Source organism: Mesorhizobium sp. P2_D5 (assembly GCF_056404355.1).
In genome coordinates, this window is sequence record NZ_JBFUEE010000007.1 from 1 (window position 1) to 17,304 (window position 17,304).

Here is a 17,304-nt window from a genome sequence, read left to right on the forward strand (position 1 = left end):
GCCGTGAAGAGATTGGCGCCACGGCCGCGTAGCTTCAGCAAGATCGAGCTGTCCATGTGGCTATGAAGCCTCCTCAAGCCGAGCTCGTTGTAGACATGGCCGGTCGAGCCGGGATTGATGCCCGATATGACGACAGTCGACGCGCCGCTGTTGAATGCATAGAGCACAGCGGTGATGCCGTTCGAAAACTTCCGTGCATTGTCCAACTCGCTGTGGCGCGTGCCCATGACCGCCTCGTGCAGGGCAATGCGCTGGTACGTGCCAGACAGAACCACCACGGCAGATGCAAACTTGGTAATGAGAGCCATCCGCTCAAACGTCGCTGACGTCGGGATGTTCCGTCAAATGGTCGGCGCAGTTGGGACGGGCTAGGGTTGGCGCGGGCCAAGCGGACATCGCGATTCTGGGTATTCTGGATCAGGATACCATGAGGAAGGTAATGATTGTGGTTCAGAGTAATGGAAAACTGGCCCGGTCGCGGCCCAGACGACCACTGGCGCCAAGGATAGCGCAAAAGCCCAAGTGCGCCCAGTTGCGTGTGCGACCGCGTTGGCGACCAGATTGAACGTCTTTTCCATTTTTACGGCTCCAACGCTCCTGCCATCGGCGCCAACAACCCGTTGGACATGCAAGCGTTCCGGATGGAACCTCCGGGTTGAGCCGCACTGGACCACCACGCTCTGTAGCCGAAGCGGTTAGCGCATTCTTGCGAACGTATTGACGGGCTTAGTCCATGATTGCCCGGCGCCGCCGTTCTTTAATAGCCCCCTATAATCGGCAGGATCTCTCCGGTGATGTAGCTCGAACATTGCGGCGACGCCAAAAAGACATAGGCCGGGGCGATTTCTTCCGGCTGTGCCGGCCGCTTCATAGGTGTTTTCGCGCCGAACTGCGAGACATCGTCGGCCTGCTTTTCAGACGGGTTGAGCGGTGTCCACACCGGCCCCGGAGCCACTGCATTGACGCGAATGCCTTTGCCGATAAGGTTGCCTGACAGCGCTCTTGTGAAGGCGTGAATACCGCCCTTGGTCATCGAGTAGTCGATCAGTTCTTTCGAACCGTCTATTCCGGTTATAGATCCCGTATTGATGATTGCTGAGCCGGCCTTCATATGCGCCACCGCCTCTTGGGCCATGTGGAAATAGCCGTAGAGGTTGGTCTTCAAGGTGGTGTCGAAATGCTCCTCAGTCAGGTCGGCAAAATCCATTGAATGAACCTGGAATGCTGCGTTGTTTACGAGCACGTCGAGGCCTCCCAGTTCCTTGACCGTGTTGGCCACAGCTCTGCGGCAGAAGGTTCGATCCGCGACATCTCCTCGGATGGTGATGCAGCGGCCGCCTTCGTTTTCCACCGAGTGTTTCGTTACCTCGGCGTCGCCATCCTCCGACAGATAGACGATCGCAATGTCTGCGCCTTCGCGCGCGAAAAGGACGGCGACCGCACGCCCAATGCCGGAATCACCTCCGGTGACCAGCGCCACCTTGCCCTCGAGCTTGCCAGAGCCGCGCCAGAACGGTGCATCGTATAGCGGCGCCGGCTTGGTTTCTGCTTCAGGGCCGGGTTTCGGATGATGCTGCTTTGGAAAGGGTGGCGCCGGGTATGCTCGCGCACCGGCCTGCATGGCGCCGTCGGATGTCGATTTTGGTTTCATTCGATCGTCGGCGTCGACCTTGCGCTGTATTCGCCGCTGTTTTCGGACGGTCGTTGACGTGTCGGTTTTCTTATCGCTCGGCATCGATGTCTCCTCAGTTGCGGAGGAACAACGTGCGTTTTAGGAAAAGGTTGGCTGTGCCAATTGGAAAAATGCTCGCTGAGCGCCCGACACCAGCAGCCTGTCCAATGGAGCCTGGAAAACCCGCCGCCGCGACCTTGGTTCTTCGCCGCGCCATCAGTTGCACCAGCCAAGGCCGCCTGGTCCCGTTCCGTTCGGCATAGCGGATGACTGCCATCGCTCCGACGACGAGCAGCTGGCGCAGGTAGCGATTACCTGCCTTGGAGATGCTGCTGAGCTTCTCCTTGCCCCCGCTCGAGTTTTGCTTCGGCACGAGCCCGATCCAAGCCGAGAGGCATCGCCCCGACTTGAATGCGTGCGGATCGGCGACGGTCGCAACGAACGCACTCGCCAGCAGCGGGCCAACGCCCGGAATCTCCATCAACCTGCGACCCAGTTCGGTCTCTCGCGCACTCGCACGGACCCGGCGATCGTTTTCGAGGATCTGTTCCTTCACGACACGAAGCTGTGCTTCCAGCATCCTCAGGCAAAGCCGTGCGTCGGCCGGTATCCTGGCATCGTTCTCGTCGTTGATGACCACGAGAAGTTGCTCAATTCCATTACGCCCGATCGGCGCCACGACCCCGAACTCGGATAGGTGCGCCCGCAACGCGTTCGATATCTGTGTCCGCTGGCGGTTGAGCATCAATCGAACCCGGTGCAGCATCATCACACTCTGCTGCTCGGGCGACTTCACCGGCACGAAGCGCATAGTCGGTCGTGTCACGGCCTCGCAGATGGCTTCTGCATCTGCAGCATCATTCTTCTGCCGCTTCAGATAAGGCTTCACATACTGTGCCGGCAGCAGCCGCACATCATGGCCACGTGCAGTCAGTTCTCTCGCCCAATAATGCGACGAACTGCAGGCTTCGATTCCGACCAGGCAACGCGGCAGGCTCTCAAAGAACGGCAGCACACGCCCAACCGGATCGTTCTTGAAGTCGGCGACTTCGGCCGGCACGAAGCTGTAGACCCGACCTTCGGGGCCCACGACGTCGGAGAACAGGCGCGTCCAATCGCCGTCGCCTGGATAGACGTCAATGACAGTGGAGCCCGCAAACGCCTTGGCGAGAGCGTGACCGATCTTGCCGAAACCGATAATTGCGTAGCTCATAACGTTCTCCAATCTTGTGCTGCCCAGTTCAGACCTGGGCCATGCCGCCATCGACCGCGAGGTCGACGCCGGTGATGAAAGAACTTTCGTCGGAGGCGAGGAACGTGACCGCAGCCGCAATTTCCTCCGGTTGGCCTCTGCGACCCATCGGTATCTGTGAAGCAAACTGGGCGGCCGCTTGCTCGGCTTGCTCAGGGGTGAGGCCCGTCGTCGTCTCTAGCGCGGGAGTCTCGATCGGTCCGGGGCTCACCGTATTCACGCGAATTTGGCGGTCTTTCAGCTCCAGTGTCCAAGCGCGCGCGAAGTTGCGAACAGCCGCCTTGCTCGCGGCGTAGGCGCTAAATCCGGGCACCCCCAACACGTTCGCGACGGAAGATGTCAGGATGATCGAGCCGCCGTCTTTGAACAGGGGAAGGGCCTTCTGCACCGTAAAGAACAGACCCTTCACGTTCACATCGAAGGTCTGATCAAAATGTGCCTCAGTGGCGACCGCGAGCGGTGCGATTGTCCCTGCGCCCGCGTTCGCGAAGAGAATGTCGATGTGACCATGTTTCTCTTTCACGACGGCATAGAGGTGGTCCAGATCTTCCAAGCGCGATACGTCGCCGACGACCGTCGTAACGTCTCTCATGATGAAGGTAGCGGCCTCCTTCAGCTCTTTCTCTCTTCGCCCGGTGATCACGACGTGCGCACCTTCTTCCACGAAGCGCTTGGCTGTCCCTAACCCGATCCCACTGCTTCCGCCCGTGATGACCGCGATTTTACCCTCGAGTGCTTTCATGATCTTTTGTCTTTCGCTGTGTGTGAGCTAGGTACGGAACCGCGCCGAGGTCAGAGTTGGGCCAGGCCGCCGTCGACGGCGACTTCGCTGGCGGTCATGAAGCTGCTGTCCGGCGACGCGAGGAAGGCGGCCACGGCTCCGATCTCCGCCGGGTCGGCCATGCGCTGGAGCGGGGTCATCGCGCCGTAGGCCTTCTGCCCCTCCTCGCCCAGCGCCTCCTTCGCGAGCTCGGTCGCCGTCGCTCCGGGCGATAGCACGTTTACGCGGATGCCAGTGCCCTTCAGGTCCTCGGCCCAGGTCCGCGCGAGGTTGCGCACGGCCGCCTTGCTCGCGCTGTAGGCAGTGAATCCCGGGGCGCCCGTGGTGCCGGCGCTCGATCCGGTCAGGATGATCGAACCGCCCGGGCCCATCAGCGGCAACGCCTTTTGGACCGTGAAAATCGTACCTTTCACATTGGTGTCGAAGGTTTCGTCAATGTGCTCGGCGGTCATCTGACCGAGCGGGAGCGGGCCTCCGGCCCCGTGGCGAAGACGATGTCGAGGCTTCCGCGCTCGTGCTTCACCGCCGCGTAGAGCCGGTCGAGGTCGGCCTCATCCGAGACCGAGCCTTTCACCGCGCGGGCATTGGGCCCGAGGTCCGCCACAGCGGCGTCGAGCGCTTCCTGTCGGCGGCCGAAGATGAAGACGAAGGCGCCCTCCTCGACGAATCGCTTTGGCTCGGCAATCGCCGCGGCGACGTCGCGGGCCTGCGCTGGGATCAGAGGGTCACCCGCCGCGTCTTCATCGACGGTGTCGAGCGTCACTTGGACGGATTTGATATCGTTCAGGCCAAGAACAAGGGACGAACAGGTGGCAAACGGCTTTTCGTGCCGATCACACCGATGCTGTCCGAGATCCTGGATGCGGCCGACAGGCGCGGCGAGACCGTTCTGGTCAACGGCTACGGTGAGCCGTTCTCCGCCAAGTCGCTGACTGGAATGATGGCGCATTGGTGCAAGCTTGCCGATCTTCCGAAGGGGTTGACACTGCATGGCTTGCGGAAGTCGCTCGGTGTTTATCTGGCGGAGGCCGAGGCCTCAACGAGACAGCTCATGGACGTGCTCGGTCACGACGATATCGACCATGCCGAGCTTTATTCGCGCGAGGCCTCGCAGGTTCGGCTGGCGGTCCAAGGGATGGATCGAGTCATGCGTCTCGTGACGCGCAAGCCGATGCTTGGCGAACCTATTGGCGAACCTCGTGGCGAACCATTCTATAAACCATTGATAAATAACGATAATGGTGGGCCCGGAGGGACTCGAACCCCCAACCAAGCGGTTATGAGCCGCCGGCTCTAACCATTGAGCTACAGGCCCCACGCGGGCTGGATTAATGTTTTTCGCATCGCCGCACAAGGCTTTCCCGTCGGGCTTCCACGGATCGCCCAAATCAACCCATAATCGCGCTCTACGCGACCTCTGCGACTTTGATCGCGGACCAAGGAGATTTTCATGACCAGACGCCTTTTGCCTCTCGCGCTCGCCGCTGCAATCGTTTTTCCGGCGATGGCTGGAGCCACCGATTTGCCGACGCCGCCCCGCATCATTGTGTCGGGCGAAGGCGAAGCAACCGTAGCCCCCGATCTGGCGATCCTGACGCTCAGCGTCATGCGCGAAGCCAAGACCGCGCGTGCGGCGCTCGACGCCAACAACGACGCCATGGCCGCCGTGATCGCCGCCATGAAGTCGGCTGGCATCAAGGACCGCGACCTGCAGACCGCCGGCATCCAGATCAACCCGCGCTACAACTACACCAACAAGCCTGATGGCAGCCAGGAAGCCGAACTCGTCGCCTATCAAGTGACCAACACGCTGTCGGTGCGGGTGCGCGATGTCGACAAGACGGGCGAGATTCTGGACAAGGCGGTATCGCTCGGCGTCAACCAGGGTGGCGGCATAACCTTCACCAACGACAACCCGGCAGCGACCGTCACCGAGGCCCGCAAGAAGGCGGTGGCCAACGCCGTGGCCAAGGCCAAGACGCTTGCCGAGGCCGCCGGCGTCAGCCTCGGACGGGTGCTCGAGATCACCGACCAGAACATCGCGCCGACACCAATGCCGATCAACGCCAAGGCCTTCGATGCCGCAGCGGGCGCTGCGGCTCCGGTACAGGCCGGCGAGAATTCCTACAACGTCCAGGTCACCGTCACCTTCGAACTGAAGTAAGCGCCTGACGATCCATGGTGGGGCTTGCTCGGCCATGGATCGAGCCTTCAGCCAACGCCCTATATGAAAAACCCCGCGGGATTGCTCCCGCGGGGTTTTTTCGAGCCACGCCCTTCCAGCAGGAAAGGGGCTCGGCTACTCCCAGCATGATCTTCGCAGAAGATCATGCTGCCCGGCTAACCCTCGATGAGGGGCATGCCGCCAGGCTGATCTTTGAAGGAGATCATGCCCTTGTATTCAAGCCGGACCCGGCTTCAGCGATAGATAACCGGGCAGCCGCGGTCGTTGGCGAACACGACGACGACGCGGTCGCCGTACTGTCGGCCCATCACCTTCACCGTACGACGGCTGACGTCGAGGATGCGGACGCGGTGGAGACCCATGCGTTCGGCCTTGTCGAGCGCGCGGTCCGGCGAACAGCCACGACGCCATTCGCCGCGGCGTTCATCACCCCAGCCGCGACGTTCATCACGGCGGTGGCGATAGCCGTCGTCGCCGGCATAGACGCCGAAGCGCGTGTCGTTGTTGTTGCCGAAGCCGAGATAGAGGCTGTCGGCATGGGCCGGGATGGCGGCCAGCGTGCCGAGACCGACCAGAGCCGAAAGGGCTGCCGTCTTGATCGTGTTGAACATTGTCTTCTCTCCTTGTTGCGGGCTTTCGCCCGTCCTCGTGAACCGATGGGGGGAGAATGCACTTGGCTGTCTGAACTCATTGCGAACCGGCCGTTCATCTCCGGTTCATGTGGCGGAAAAGGATTTCGCCGGCCATCTACCATCGTCCACGGCAGGGGTGAATGCTCCAAAACGCCTCACTCAGTGCCCGGATCCCAATCCAGCAGTTTGGCTGAAGACCAGCTTGTTCGTTCCAACGCGGAGCCCTGCGGCTGGTCGTCTCCATGCGAGCCCTACGGCTCGTCGTCCAGCAGGTAATCAAAATAGTCTTCCGGCTCGGCGAGATCGGTCTCGCTTGCCTTGACCCGCCCGCGCATCGACATGCCGGCCTCATGCACGGTCTCGGCGCTGCCCGACACGAGCCGGTGCCACCAGTAGAGGTCATGGCCCTCGGCCACCAGCCTGTAGGCGCAGGTGCTGGGCAGCCAGCTGATGGTGCGAACGTTCTGCGGCGTCAGCCCCACGCAGTCGGGAACGCGCGCCAGCCGGTTGGCGTAGTCCGAACAGCGGCAGCTCTGCGCGTCGAACAGCCGGCACCCGACACTGGTCCAGTAGATCTCGCCGGTGTCCTCGTCCTCGAGCTTTGACAGGCAGCATTTGCCGCAACCGTCGCACAGCGACTCCCACTCAGCCGGGCTCATCGCCTCCAGCGCCTTGGTTTTCCAGAACGGCGTTTCCATTCCCGGCATGTGGCCCCAGCCGCCGGCAAGGTCAAGCGCGGCAACGGCCGGAATGCGGCGATCGCCGGGTGAATGACACGAAGTTGCCTTCAAAAGGCCGGCCAATCGCCCCGTACGGCGTCTATCGCAACCAAACTGGAACCAATCGGCGCAAGATCGGTTTCGGCAAGGATGGGACCCCATAAGGAGAGTTTTCGATGAAACGCCAACCACGGATTCTGGCAGGCACCGCACTTGGCCTGCTGATGGCATCCGCGCCGTTGGGCGCGTTCCCGCTTCAGGGAAGTGCCGCCTTCGACCCTGCCCAGCACACGTCAGCCGCGTTCATTTTGGCGCAGGCAGCGTGCGCCGAGGGCGAATCGGCCGAAGCCTGTGCGCAGAAGCAGCCGAAACAAAGGGAGCGGAAGAAGGCCGAGCCAGAGCAGCAGGCGGCGCCCGCAGCCCAGGGCGAGCAGCCCGCCGAGCAGGAGCAGCCGCGCAAGAAGCGTGAGAAGCAACAGCAGACCGAGTCCGCCCCTGCCGAGCAGGCCGCTCCGGCTGTCGAAGAGCAGCAACCTCGGAGGAAGAAGCGCGATCAGCAGCAGCAACAGCAGACTGAGCAGGCGCCGGCCGAGCAAGCCGCTCCAGCCGCCGAAGCGCAGCAGCCGCGCAAGAAGAAGCGCGAACAGCAGCAGACCGAGCAGGCGCCGGCCGAAGCGGCACCCGCAGAGCAGGCCGCTCCAGCCGCCGAAGCGCAGCAGCCGCGCAAGAAAAAGCGCGAGCAGCAGCAGACTGAGCAGGCGCCAGCCGAAGCGGCTCCTGCCGGCCAGGCCGAACCGGCCAACGACAACCAGCAGGGCGAGCAAGCCAAGCCGCGCAAGAGGCACAAGCAGGATCAGCAGGCCGAGCCGACCACGATAGCACCGGCCGTCGAGCCCGCACAGAAGCCTGAGAAGCAGAAGAAGCCTGTCGAAACGGCCAAACCGGCCGTCGTGCCGGAAGCCGCCCCGGCACCGACCGAGAAGCAAGCTCCGGCCGAAGTGGCGAAGCCCAAGGTCGAACCGGCTCCCGCCGGCGAACAGCCAGCGGCCCAGGGCGAGCAGCCGCAGGACAAGACCAAGAAGCACGGTAAGAAACCGGTTGGTGAGCAGCCTGTCACCGGCGTGCAGCCTGCCACGGGCGAACAACCGGCCAATGGCGAAAAGCCTGCCATAGCCGAGCAACCGGCCAATGGCGGCAAGGCGGCGCCTGTCCAGGGCGAGGCACCTGCCGATCCGAACACCGCTCCCATACTGGACAGCCAGAAGGATGCCGAGCGCAAGGGTGGCAAGGACCAGGGCCGCAGGAAGCCCGCCAACCAGAACGGCCAGCAGAATGGCGAGCAGCAGAATGGTGGGCAGAACGCCCAGCAAGGTGGCGATCAGGGCCGCAAGCCCGTGGTCGCGCCTGTCGATCAGGGTCCACCGCCCACCGACGACAAGGCCGCCCAGCAGGAGATCAAGCCCGAAAAAATGGTCCCTGTGACGGAGGAAAAAGGCAAGCGCGTCGATCGTGCACCTGACGAGAACATCCGCGACCGCCGCCGTCCCAAGGGCGTCGACGTGCTCAAGGAAATCGGCGACCGCGTCATCATCCAGCTCAACAACCAGACGATCGTCCAGAGCAATGACGGTCCGCGCATGAACCGTGGCGCCAAGGACGTCTACTACGAGGATCTGCCGCAAGGCCGCACACGCGAGACGGTCGAGCGCGGCAATGGCGTCCAGATCGTCACCATCCGCAACCGCTACGGCGATGTCATCCAGCGTTCGCGCATCACCCCTGACGGGCGCGAATACGTGCTGAGCTATGTCGACGAGCAGGACTATCAGGATGAGGGCGACTGGCGCGATCCCGGCGACGACCTGCCGCCGATGCGACTGACCATCCCGCGCCGGCAGTACATCCTCGATTCCGAGGACGTCGAGAGCCCGGACGACTACTACACCTTCCTCGAACAGCCGCCGGTGGAGAAGGTCCAGCGCCTCTATTCGATCGACGAGGTCAAGCGTTCGGCCCGCGTGCGCGACATCGCACGCCGTGTCGACCTCGACACGCTGAACTTCGAATTCGGCTCGGCCTCGATCTCCGACACCGAGGTGCAGAAGCTCGAGGGTGTCGCCAGCGCGATGGACAAGCTGCTGAAGAAGAACCCGGCCGAGACCTTCCTGATCGAAGGCCACACAGATGCCGTCGGCACGCCAGAGGCCAACCTCGCTTTGTCCGATCGTCGCGCCGAAGCGGTGGCGGAGGCCCTCACCAATGCCTTCGGCATTCCGCCGGAGAACCTGACGACGCAGGGCTATGGCGAGGAGTATCTGAAGGTCAACACGGCCGCGCCCAACCGCGAGAACCGACGCGTCGCCATTCGCCGCATCACCTCGCTGGTGGCGCCCGTCGCCAGCAACAATTAGGTCATGATTTCAAAACCATGACCTGGTTTGCGGACTCTGCACGAGAAGCAGCCATCCCCGGTCCTGCCGGGGATGGCTCGACATGTCAGGTTCAACAAGAATTGTACCGGCATTAGCGCCGGCTCATTGAATCGTGGGTTCACCTACCCCAGATTCTTGACAGGGCGTTCCCTGCCCCGTCCCGACTCCAGCGGGACGCATTGAGCCCCGCCGGTCCCTCACCGGCGGGGTTTTTTGTCTTGCAAACAGGGACGACCTGACCGAAATACGAGCCACCACCTCGCGGCCCACTATCCCAAGAGAACCCCGGAACCACTCCATGAAGCGTCTCGAACTGGCCATCGAATCGATCATCCTTGCCTCGCGCTGGCTGCTGGTCGTTTTCTATCTCGGGCTGGGCGTGGCGCTGGCAATCTATGCGCTGTCCTTCGGCAAGAAGCTCTACGAGTTCGTCACCGTGGCGTTGACGCTTGGCGACACCGACACGATCCTGAAGATGCTGGGGCTGATCGATGCCGCACTGGTCGCCTCGCTGGTCGTGATGGTCATCATCTCGGGCTACGAGAACTTCGTCAGCCGCTTCGACGATGAAGACGGTGGCGTGCATTGGCTGGGCACGATCGATGTCGGTTCGCTGAAGGTCAAAGTTGCCTCGACCATCGTTGCCATCTCTTCCATCCACCTCTTGCAGGTGTTCCTCAACTCGTCTTCCTATTCGACCGACCAGTTGATGTGGCTGACCATCATCCACCTCGCCTTCGTCGTCTCGGCCTTCATGCTCGCCTATATCGACCGGCTGATGGGCCTGAGCAAAGGCAAGAAGGACGAGGCGTGAGGTGACGCCTGCTGGCGTTGAATCAATCCAGCAGGATCGGCGCCCTATCGCCTTGCATAAGCAGGATTTTCCGCAGCTCAAGGATTGGCGGCTAGCGGCCTCGAGCCTCTAGTAGATCCGCTTGATCTTCGTGTCCGTCCGCGCAAACACCTCGTCCGGCACGAAGAAGTCGCCAGCCAGCGGCCCGGTCGCGCCCGGCGCATAGATGGACAAATCGCTGACGCCCTCGGCGCGCAGCACCTCCTCGTCGATATAGAAATTGCCGGTCGCCTCGCGCGATGGCCGCATGAAGATCGCATGCGCGGCATCGGCCATGATGTCGGGCGAACGGCTCATCGCCGCCACAGTTGCGCCGCCGAGCAGATTGCGCACCGCCGCCGTGTCGATGGTCGAGATCGGCCACAGCGAATTGACCGCGATGCCGTCCTTTGCGAACTCGGCGCTCATGCCCAGCGTGCACATTGACATGCCGAACTTGGCCATCGTGTAGGCGACATGGTTCTTGAACCATTTGGCCTTCATGTCGAGCGGCGGCGCCAGATTCAGAATGTGAGGATTATTAGCCAACTTCAGGTGCGGAATGCACATTTTGGAGACCAGGAAGGTGCCGCGCGTATTGATCTGGTGCATCAGATCGTAGCGCTTCATGTCGGTTTCCAGCGTGCCGGTGAGTTGGATGGCGCTGGCATTGTTGACGCAGATGTCGATGCCGCCGAACTTTTCGACGGTCCTTGAAATCGCCTCGGCAACCTGTGCTTCCTCGCGGATGTCGCACAGCACAGGCAGCGCCTTGCCGCCGGCCTGCTCGATCTCTTCAGCCGCGGTGTAGATCGTGCCCGGAAGCTTCGGATGCGGCTCGGCGGTCTTGGCGGCGATCGTCACATTGGCGCCGTCACGCGCGGCGCGCAGCGCGATCGCCAGCCCGATGCCGCGCGACCCGCCGGAGATGAACAGCGTCTTTCCCTTGAGCGACATTTCCTTGCGCCTCCCTTGCAACACAGCAGGCGCGAACCTTTGCGCGGCAGGCGACCACAGCGCAAGGTCCGACGCGCTGGACGTCGAGTTACGCTGCGTAGGGTTTGTGACTAAACCAGCACCAGCCCCTGGCGCATCGCGATGGCGATCGCGTCTGTGCGGTTGGCGGCACCCAGCTTGATCAGGATCGCGGCAACATGGAACTTCGCCGTGTGCACGGAAATGTTCAGCCGCCGCGCGATCACCTTGTTGGGTGCGCCCTCGGCCAGCAGCGCCAGCACTTCCGCCTCGCGCGGCGACAGCGAAGGCCGGGCGGCGTGCTCGTCGGAGGCTTCGTCGTCAAACGGCTCGCCATCGCCGGCCTCGCGATCGCTGGCATGGAAATCCTCATGGCGCCCGCGTCCGCCATCGCTCGTTACGCGATAGCCGGCCGCCGCCAGCCGCGCTGCCGCGGCGATCAACAGATCGTCCGCGCCCGCAGGCATTACGGCCAACACCTCGCCGGCAGGCCGCTCGCCGCTGCCCGACAGCAGCACCCGTGGCGTGGAGGCCGGCACGGCATCACCGCTGGTGTCGTCAACGATGGCGACATCGGCCGTGCCGCCGCCGGCCACGACAGGCAGCAGGTCTTCGCTCGCGGCAAACGACGCAGCCAGGCGCTCGGCGCGTGCCGCGTCGCCAAGCGCAATCAGCACCACCAGCCGCCGCGAGGCGGCACCGTCATGCATGATCGGGTCGCTGGTGATCGTGTCCATCACTCCTCTCAGGAAAGCGGCTTTTCGCCGATCGTCAGCGCGACATCGCGCTGTTCGCCGCCGCGCACGACACCGAGTGTCACGGCAACGCCGGCGCTGTCAGGCCCGAGCCTGCGGATCAGGTCGCGCGGGCCATGCACGGCCTCGCCATTCCATGCCACGATGATGTCGCCGAGCGAAAGACCGGCGGCCTTGGCCGGGCCCTCGTCGTCGAGGCTCATCACCATCGCGCCATGCGCGTCGCGGTCGCGCACCGGGTGCAGCCCGGCGCCGAGATAGCCGCGCGCGACGTGACCCTTTTCGCGCAAGGTCGCAACCGCCCGCTCGATCGTCTCGTAAGGCATCACCAGTGCCCGGTGGCGCGGCCCGAACAACAGCATGCCGATCAGCGCGCCCTTGGCGTCGAGCACAGGACCGCCCTCGAAACGGCCGCCGGCGCCGATGGCAAGATTGATGCGCCGGTCGATGGTGCCGCCGCGCATCGAGCGCCAGGCCGGGCCGACCTCGCCGACAGAGCCCGACACGGCCAGTGCCGAACCCTGGCTGTTGCCGATGGCGATGGCGATGTTGCCGGGCCGTACCGCATCGGCCTTGGTAAGTGCAGGCGCTGTGCCCGCATCGGCCGGCTTCAGCAGGGCGACGCCGGTCGATGGATCGCGGCCGATGAGTTCGGCCTTCACCGTCTTGCCAGAGGCCAGCGTCAGCTCGATCTCCTCGCCAGCCTCGACGGCTTCCTCGGCGGTGACGAAATAGCCGTCGCTCCAATGGAAGGCGCTTGCCGTGCGATGATGATGCGTGGCGAAACTTGCAATTGCCGGCGCCGCCTTGGCGGCGAGATCGGCGATGGCCTGGGAAAACGCGCTCAGATTGAAATCGCTCATGTTGGTCTCCTGGGTTTCTTCATGCCCCAGATATCGCTCGGCAGCGCGCTTGGAGGTACTCGCCTGACGGCTAGTTGGCGGTTTGACTGGCCATCTGGTCAGGTCGCGACGGTTCCAGCCGCTTCGCACATATAGTGCGTGTCGCGCAAAAGTGCTCAGCGGTTTTGGGATAACGACACGCACAGGAAAAAGCCTGAAAACACGGAGCCCGCCAATGGCCCTCGCCGCCGCCAAACTCCAAACCGACGACACGCTGCTCGACGCCTATTCAACGACGGTTGCCGACGCCGTCGACCGCATCGGCCCCGCCGTCTGCCGCATCGAGCGTGTTGGCGGTCAGGGCGGCCATGGCTCCGGCTTCGTCATCGCGCCGGACGGACTGGTCGTCACCAATTTCCATGTCGTCGGCGACGCCAAGACGGTGCGTGTCTCGATGCCGGACGGCGCCTCCAGCGAGGGGCGCGTGCTTGGCCGCGACCCCGACACCGACATTGCGCTGGTGCGTGCCGACGGCAGCTTTGCCGATGTCGCCCCCCTTGGCGATTCCAAGCGGCTGCGGCGCGGCCAGATCGCCATTGCCATCGGCAATCCGCTCGGCTTCGAATGGACCGTCACCTCAGGCGTCGTCTCGGCGCTCGGCCGCTCGATGCGCGCCTCCACCGGGCGGCTGATCGACGATGTCATCCAGACCGACGCAGCGCTCAACCCCGGCAATTCCGGCGGGCCGCTGGTGTCTTCGGCTGGCGAGGTTATCGGCGTCAACACCGCCATGATCCATGGCGCGCAAGGCATTGCTTTCGCCGTCGCCTCGAACACCGCCAATTTCGTCATCTCTGAGATCATCCGCTTCGGCCGCGTGCGCCGCGCCTTCATCGGCGTCTCAGCCGACACGACGAACCTGCCGCGCCGCGCAGCCCTTTTGTCGCAAGTCTCGACCAGCACGGCGGTGCGGCTGCGCAGCGTCGAGAAGAATGGCCCGGCGGCGAAGGCCGGCCTGAAGGAAGGCGATATCATCGCCGCCATCGACGGCCGCCCGGTCACCGGCGTCGACGATTTGGTGCGCCTGCTCGATGCCGAGCGCATCGGCCGCGAGACGTTGTGCACCGTCGTGCGCCGCACCGGCGTCAGTCAGGTGACGGTGACGCCGGTGGCGCGCAGCTGAGGTCTCGCTGCTCGAGCACCCGCCCAAGCAGCGACACCAGTAGCGCCGCCAGTTCGCCGGTCGGGTCGAGGTCGGGATCGAAGATCGTCATGTCCATGCCGATGCAGGCAGGACCGGCAACCAATGCGGACAGGATAGCGACGAGATCGTCGGGATCGATGCCGGGACTGCCGGGCGAATCCACCGCCGGCATCACCGTCTGGTCGAGCACGTCAATGTCGAGATGCAGCCAGTAGGGAGACCGCGCCAGCGTTGCCCGGGTCTTTTCCAGCACCCTCGCCACGCCAAGCTCGCGCGCGGCAAAGACGTCGATCAGCGTCATGGCGGTGGAGTTGATGTCCGCCCAGGCGAAGTCGGCATCACGGCTCTCCCGTTCGCCGATCTGGATCACTCGTTCGTCGGCCACCAACGGCCCGGCAATGCCAGGCCACTCGGTCAGGAGCGGTTCGCCGCGCCCGGTGGCGAGCGCGAGATCCATCCCGGCGGCCGAGCCGAGCGTGGCATCGGCATCGTAGTTGCCGGGATGACGGAAATCGCTGTGACCGTCGACATGCACCAGGGCCAGTGGACCGGACCGCCGTGCGGCCGCCAGCGCGCCAAGCAGGATCGAACAATCGCCGCCGACGATCAGTGGAAATTCGCCCTGCCCGATCGTGGCGGCGACAAACTCGGCAAGCTCCAGATTAAACCGGCGGATCGCAGGGCCATTGCGCAGTCGGGTGCCAGGCTGCGGTTCGGTGCCGTAGGCGGGCCGTTCGAGATCGACCACCTTGGCGGGAGCAACCACCTTGACCAGGCCGGCCTCGCTCAGCGCCTGCGGCGCCCGCCATGTCCCTGGCACATGGCCGGGCCGGAGCGGGCGAAGACCAAGGTTGGACGGGGCGCGGATAAGGCAGATTTCACGCATGGAAGAGCCTGGGTTTGCCAAGCCCACCATAGGCCGCGAATGCCCGCCAGGTCACGCAGCCGGTGCCGCCGCCCATCTCTGCCGACAGTTCCTGCCAGCGACCCCATTCAGGCACCCTCGGTAGATTGCGCCTGAAACTCCGGGCTCGGCGGGATCGGCTTGATCACGTCGATCAACACGCCATTGGGGTCCTTGGTGATGAAATGGCGCTGGCCGAAGGGTTCGTCGCGCAGGCTGCACAAGATCGGCAGGCCGGCGGCGGTGATCCGTTCGTAGACAGCATCTGGATTCCTGACCTCGAAATTGATCAGCAGACCGGACGTGCGGCCCCGCCCTTCTTCTGGGATCGTTTCATGATCGCCATGGACGATGCCAAGATTGACGCGGCGATCCTCGGCAGATTGCAAATGCACGTACCAGTCGCTCTCGAACAGCGGCTTGAAGCCTAAATGCTTGATATAGAAAGCCTTTGTGGCGGCAACATCGCCTGTCATCAGCACCGGGTAGTAGCTCGTGGTCTTCATCTTTCCTTCTCCCGTCAAACAACATACAGTCTGCATGTAGATTGAATTAACATACAGGCTGCATGTATGCAACGAGAATCCGCGCGCCGTTCCAACCGCGACCGCACCGAGGCGACGCGCGCCGACTTGATCGCCGCGGCGCGCAAATTGTTCACCGAAAAATCCTATGCCGAGACCGGCACCCCCGAGATCGTGGCAGCCGCAGGCGTCACGCGCGGCGCGCTCTACCACCACTTTGCCGACAAGCAAGCGCTGCTCGCCGCCGTGGTTGAACAGGAAGCGGCAGTTGTGGCTGACGAAATCGAGCGCGCCTCGCCACCCTCGTTGTTTGCCCGCGACGCCCTGATCGCCGGTTCGGACGCCTATCTCGTCGCCATGCGCGCGCCCGGCCGCACGCGGCTGTTGCTGCTTGACGGGCCGGCCGTGCTTGGCCGCGCCGCCATGGACGCGATCGACAACCGCCATGGCAACCGCTCGCTGCGCGAGGGGCTTGTCGCGGCGATGCGGGCGCAGACGATGACGAGATTGCCTGTCGAGGCGCTGACCGCGCTGCTGGCTTCCGCCTTCGACCGTGCGGCCCTGGCCACCGAGGCCGGTGAGTCAGCCGAAGACTACCGCACCGTGCTCATGGCGCTGATTGATGGGCTCTCACCAGGTCCTCCTCGTCAGGTATCTGGCCCGGCTCGAACTCGTTGAAGCAGCCGAGCTGGCGTTTGAACTGCTCGATTAGCCAGGCCGCCGCCGGCTTCGGGCTGCTGTCGTTGCGATGCATGGCAAAAAGTGGCGAGTTCGCCTCCCTGAAAGGCTCGAGGTCGAGTTCCACCAGCCGGCCGCTGGCCAGGTCGTCGGCGATCAGCCAGCGCGGCAGCCCGCCCCAGCCCAGCCCCTCGCGCATCAGCATATGCTTGGTGCGCATATCCGTCAGCCGCCAGGTGCGGTAGGCGAAAACACCGAAGTCGCGCCCCTTGGTACGTTCGGACTGGTCGGTGACGACAAGCTGGATGTGTTCGCGCGCATCCTCGATTGCCACGGGCTTCGGCAGCAACGCCAGCGGGTGACTTGGCGCGGCAGCCAGCACGATCGACATGAAGCCGATGCGCACAAGATGCACATCGTCGACTTCGCCCAGCAGACCGCCAATGCCGAGATCGGCCTGCCTGCTGACGACGTGATCCGGGATCAACCCCAGCGAGCCTATGTGCAGGCGCAGCGTCACGGTTGGGAACTGCGCCTCGAATGCCTTCAGCACCCGAACCAATACTGGCGAGGGCAGCGCCGCATCGACCGACAGCGCGACTTCCGCCTCCAGCCCCTGATGGTAGCCGTCGGCTCGCGTGCGGATCCGCTGCAGCACGCCGACCATGCGTCGCGCATCCTCCAGCATCGCCCGGCCGATCTCGGTCAGTTGCGGCTCGCGCGTGCCCTCGCGCTCGAACAGCTTCAGTCCGAGCTGCGCCTCGAGATTGGCGATGCCATAGCTGATGACGGATTGCGCGCGGTTGAGCTTGCGGCCGGCGGCCGAGAAACTGCCGGCCTCGGCGACAGTCAAAAAGACCTGAAGTTGATCGAGCGTCGGGTTGGGCTGCATGACCATATCCACTTCATAGATGGAT

At 63.7% G+C, this 17,304-nt stretch carries 17 protein-coding genes, 1 tRNA gene and 3 pseudogenes; 6 read left to right on the top strand and 15 right to left on the bottom strand.

The annotated features are described in order from the left end of the window. The 6 genes and pseudogenes from AC1DYW_RS25990 to AC1DYW_RS26015 form a co-directional block, all read right to left on the bottom strand. Window positions 1-308 (bottom strand): annotated as a pseudogene (locus AC1DYW_RS25990) (hypothetical protein); the annotation flags it as partial. Between the two features lie 60 nt (window positions 309-368). Further along, window positions 369-578 (bottom strand): low affinity iron permease family protein, encoded by a 210-nt coding sequence (locus tag AC1DYW_RS25995; RefSeq protein WP_477228097.1) that lies wholly within the window; start codon window positions 576-578, stop codon window positions 369-371. A 179-nt stretch (window positions 579-757) separates the two neighbouring features. Next, window positions 758-1,735, bottom strand: coding sequence for an SDR family oxidoreductase (locus AC1DYW_RS26000; protein WP_477228098.1), 978 nt, complete (start codon window positions 1,733-1,735; stop codon window positions 758-760). Between the two features lie 10 nt (window positions 1,736-1,745). Next, the gene (locus tag AC1DYW_RS26005; protein WP_477228099.1) at window positions 1,746-2,885 is read right to left on the bottom strand and encodes an IS110 family RNA-guided transposase; all 1,140 of its coding nucleotides are present in this window, start codon (window positions 2,883-2,885) and stop codon (window positions 1,746-1,748) included. Window positions 2,886-2,913: 28 nt separating this feature from the next. Next, the gene (locus tag AC1DYW_RS26010; RefSeq protein WP_477228100.1) at window positions 2,914-3,666 is read right to left on the bottom strand and encodes an SDR family NAD(P)-dependent oxidoreductase; all 753 of its coding nucleotides are present in this window, start codon (window positions 3,664-3,666) and stop codon (window positions 2,914-2,916) included. A 50-nt stretch (window positions 3,667-3,716) separates the two neighbouring features. Then, window positions 3,717-4,426, bottom strand: a pseudogene (locus AC1DYW_RS26015) (SDR family NAD(P)-dependent oxidoreductase). Here AC1DYW_RS26015 and AC1DYW_RS26020 point away from each other — a divergent pair. Beyond that, window positions 4,328-4,861 (top strand): annotated as a pseudogene (locus AC1DYW_RS26020) (tyrosine-type recombinase/integrase); the annotation flags it as partial. The pseudogenes AC1DYW_RS26015 and AC1DYW_RS26020 sit on opposite strands and share 99 nt — an antisense overlap. A gap of 83 nt (window positions 4,862-4,944) precedes the next feature. Here the strand turns inward: AC1DYW_RS26020 and AC1DYW_RS26025 are convergent. Then, window positions 4,945-5,020 (bottom strand) — tRNA-Ile (locus AC1DYW_RS26025). A gap of 135 nt (window positions 5,021-5,155) precedes the next feature. On the opposite strand from AC1DYW_RS26025, the gene AC1DYW_RS26030 reads away from it, so the two are divergent. After that, entirely contained in the window at window positions 5,156-5,869 is a 714-nt protein-coding gene (locus AC1DYW_RS26030; RefSeq protein WP_477228101.1) for an SIMPL domain-containing protein, read from the top strand. Window positions 5,870-6,123: 254 nt separating this feature from the next. Here AC1DYW_RS26030 and AC1DYW_RS26035 read toward each other — a convergent pair whose 3' ends face one another. Further along, complete coding sequence (locus tag AC1DYW_RS26035) at window positions 6,124-6,501, bottom strand: hypothetical protein (RefSeq protein ID WP_457154048.1); 378 nt, start codon at window positions 6,499-6,501, stop codon at window positions 6,124-6,126. 272 nt (window positions 6,502-6,773) lie between these two features. After that, window positions 6,774-7,220 carry a YcgN family cysteine cluster protein gene (locus AC1DYW_RS26040; RefSeq protein ID WP_095091722.1) on the bottom strand — a complete coding sequence of 149 codons (447 nt, stop codon included), beginning with the start codon at window positions 7,218-7,220 and terminating at the stop codon, window positions 6,774-6,776. A 197-nt stretch (window positions 7,221-7,417) separates the two neighbouring features. Here AC1DYW_RS26040 and AC1DYW_RS26045 point away from each other — a divergent pair, with 197 nt between their 5' ends. Continuing rightward, the gene (locus tag AC1DYW_RS26045; RefSeq protein WP_477228102.1) at window positions 7,418-9,652 is read left to right on the top strand and encodes an OmpA family protein; all 2,235 of its coding nucleotides are present in this window, start codon (window positions 7,418-7,420) and stop codon (window positions 9,650-9,652) included. 319 nt (window positions 9,653-9,971) lie between these two features. Next, the gene (locus tag AC1DYW_RS26050) at window positions 9,972-10,487 is read left to right on the top strand and encodes a TIGR00645 family protein (RefSeq protein ID WP_457152446.1); all 516 of its coding nucleotides are present in this window, start codon (window positions 9,972-9,974) and stop codon (window positions 10,485-10,487) included. A 108-nt stretch (window positions 10,488-10,595) separates the two neighbouring features. On the opposite strand, the gene AC1DYW_RS26055 is transcribed toward AC1DYW_RS26050, so the two are convergent. The 3 genes from AC1DYW_RS26055 to AC1DYW_RS26065 form a co-directional block, all read right to left on the bottom strand. After that, the gene (locus tag AC1DYW_RS26055; RefSeq protein ID WP_477228103.1) at window positions 10,596-11,462 is read right to left on the bottom strand and encodes an SDR family oxidoreductase; all 867 of its coding nucleotides are present in this window, start codon (window positions 11,460-11,462) and stop codon (window positions 10,596-10,598) included. Window positions 11,463-11,572: 110 nt separating this feature from the next. After that, window positions 11,573-12,217 (bottom strand): response regulator transcription factor, encoded by a 645-nt coding sequence (locus tag AC1DYW_RS26060; RefSeq protein WP_457152448.1) that lies wholly within the window; start codon window positions 12,215-12,217, stop codon window positions 11,573-11,575. An 8-nt stretch (window positions 12,218-12,225) separates the two neighbouring features. Continuing rightward, window positions 12,226-13,098, bottom strand: coding sequence for a S1C family serine protease (locus AC1DYW_RS26065; protein WP_477228104.1), 873 nt, complete (start codon window positions 13,096-13,098; stop codon window positions 12,226-12,228). A gap of 214 nt (window positions 13,099-13,312) precedes the next feature. Here AC1DYW_RS26065 and AC1DYW_RS26070 point away from each other — a divergent pair, with 214 nt between their 5' ends. Further along, window positions 13,313-14,260, top strand: coding sequence for a S1C family serine protease (locus AC1DYW_RS26070; RefSeq protein ID WP_477228105.1), 948 nt, complete (start codon window positions 13,313-13,315; stop codon window positions 14,258-14,260). Here the strand turns inward: AC1DYW_RS26070 and AC1DYW_RS26075 are convergent. Next, on the bottom strand, window positions 14,223-15,167 hold the full coding sequence (locus AC1DYW_RS26075; protein ID WP_457152451.1) for an arginase family protein: 945 nt from the start codon (window positions 15,165-15,167) through the stop codon (window positions 14,223-14,225). The genes AC1DYW_RS26070 and AC1DYW_RS26075 overlap by 38 nt on opposite strands. 107 nt (window positions 15,168-15,274) lie before the next feature. Then, complete coding sequence (locus AC1DYW_RS26080) at window positions 15,275-15,691, bottom strand: VOC family protein (protein WP_477228106.1); 417 nt, start codon at window positions 15,689-15,691, stop codon at window positions 15,275-15,277. 66 nt (window positions 15,692-15,757) lie between these two features. Here AC1DYW_RS26080 and AC1DYW_RS26085 point away from each other — a divergent pair, with 66 nt between their 5' ends. Then, on the top strand, window positions 15,758-16,387 hold the full coding sequence (locus AC1DYW_RS26085; RefSeq protein ID WP_477228107.1) for a TetR/AcrR family transcriptional regulator: 630 nt from the start codon (window positions 15,758-15,760) through the stop codon (window positions 16,385-16,387). Here AC1DYW_RS26085 and AC1DYW_RS26090 read toward each other — a convergent pair. Beyond that, on the bottom strand, window positions 16,317-17,279 hold the full coding sequence (locus tag AC1DYW_RS26090; protein ID WP_477228108.1) for a LysR family transcriptional regulator: 963 nt from the start codon (window positions 17,277-17,279) through the stop codon (window positions 16,317-16,319). The genes AC1DYW_RS26085 and AC1DYW_RS26090 overlap by 71 nt on opposite strands. Window positions 17,280-17,304 lie beyond the last annotated feature (25 nt).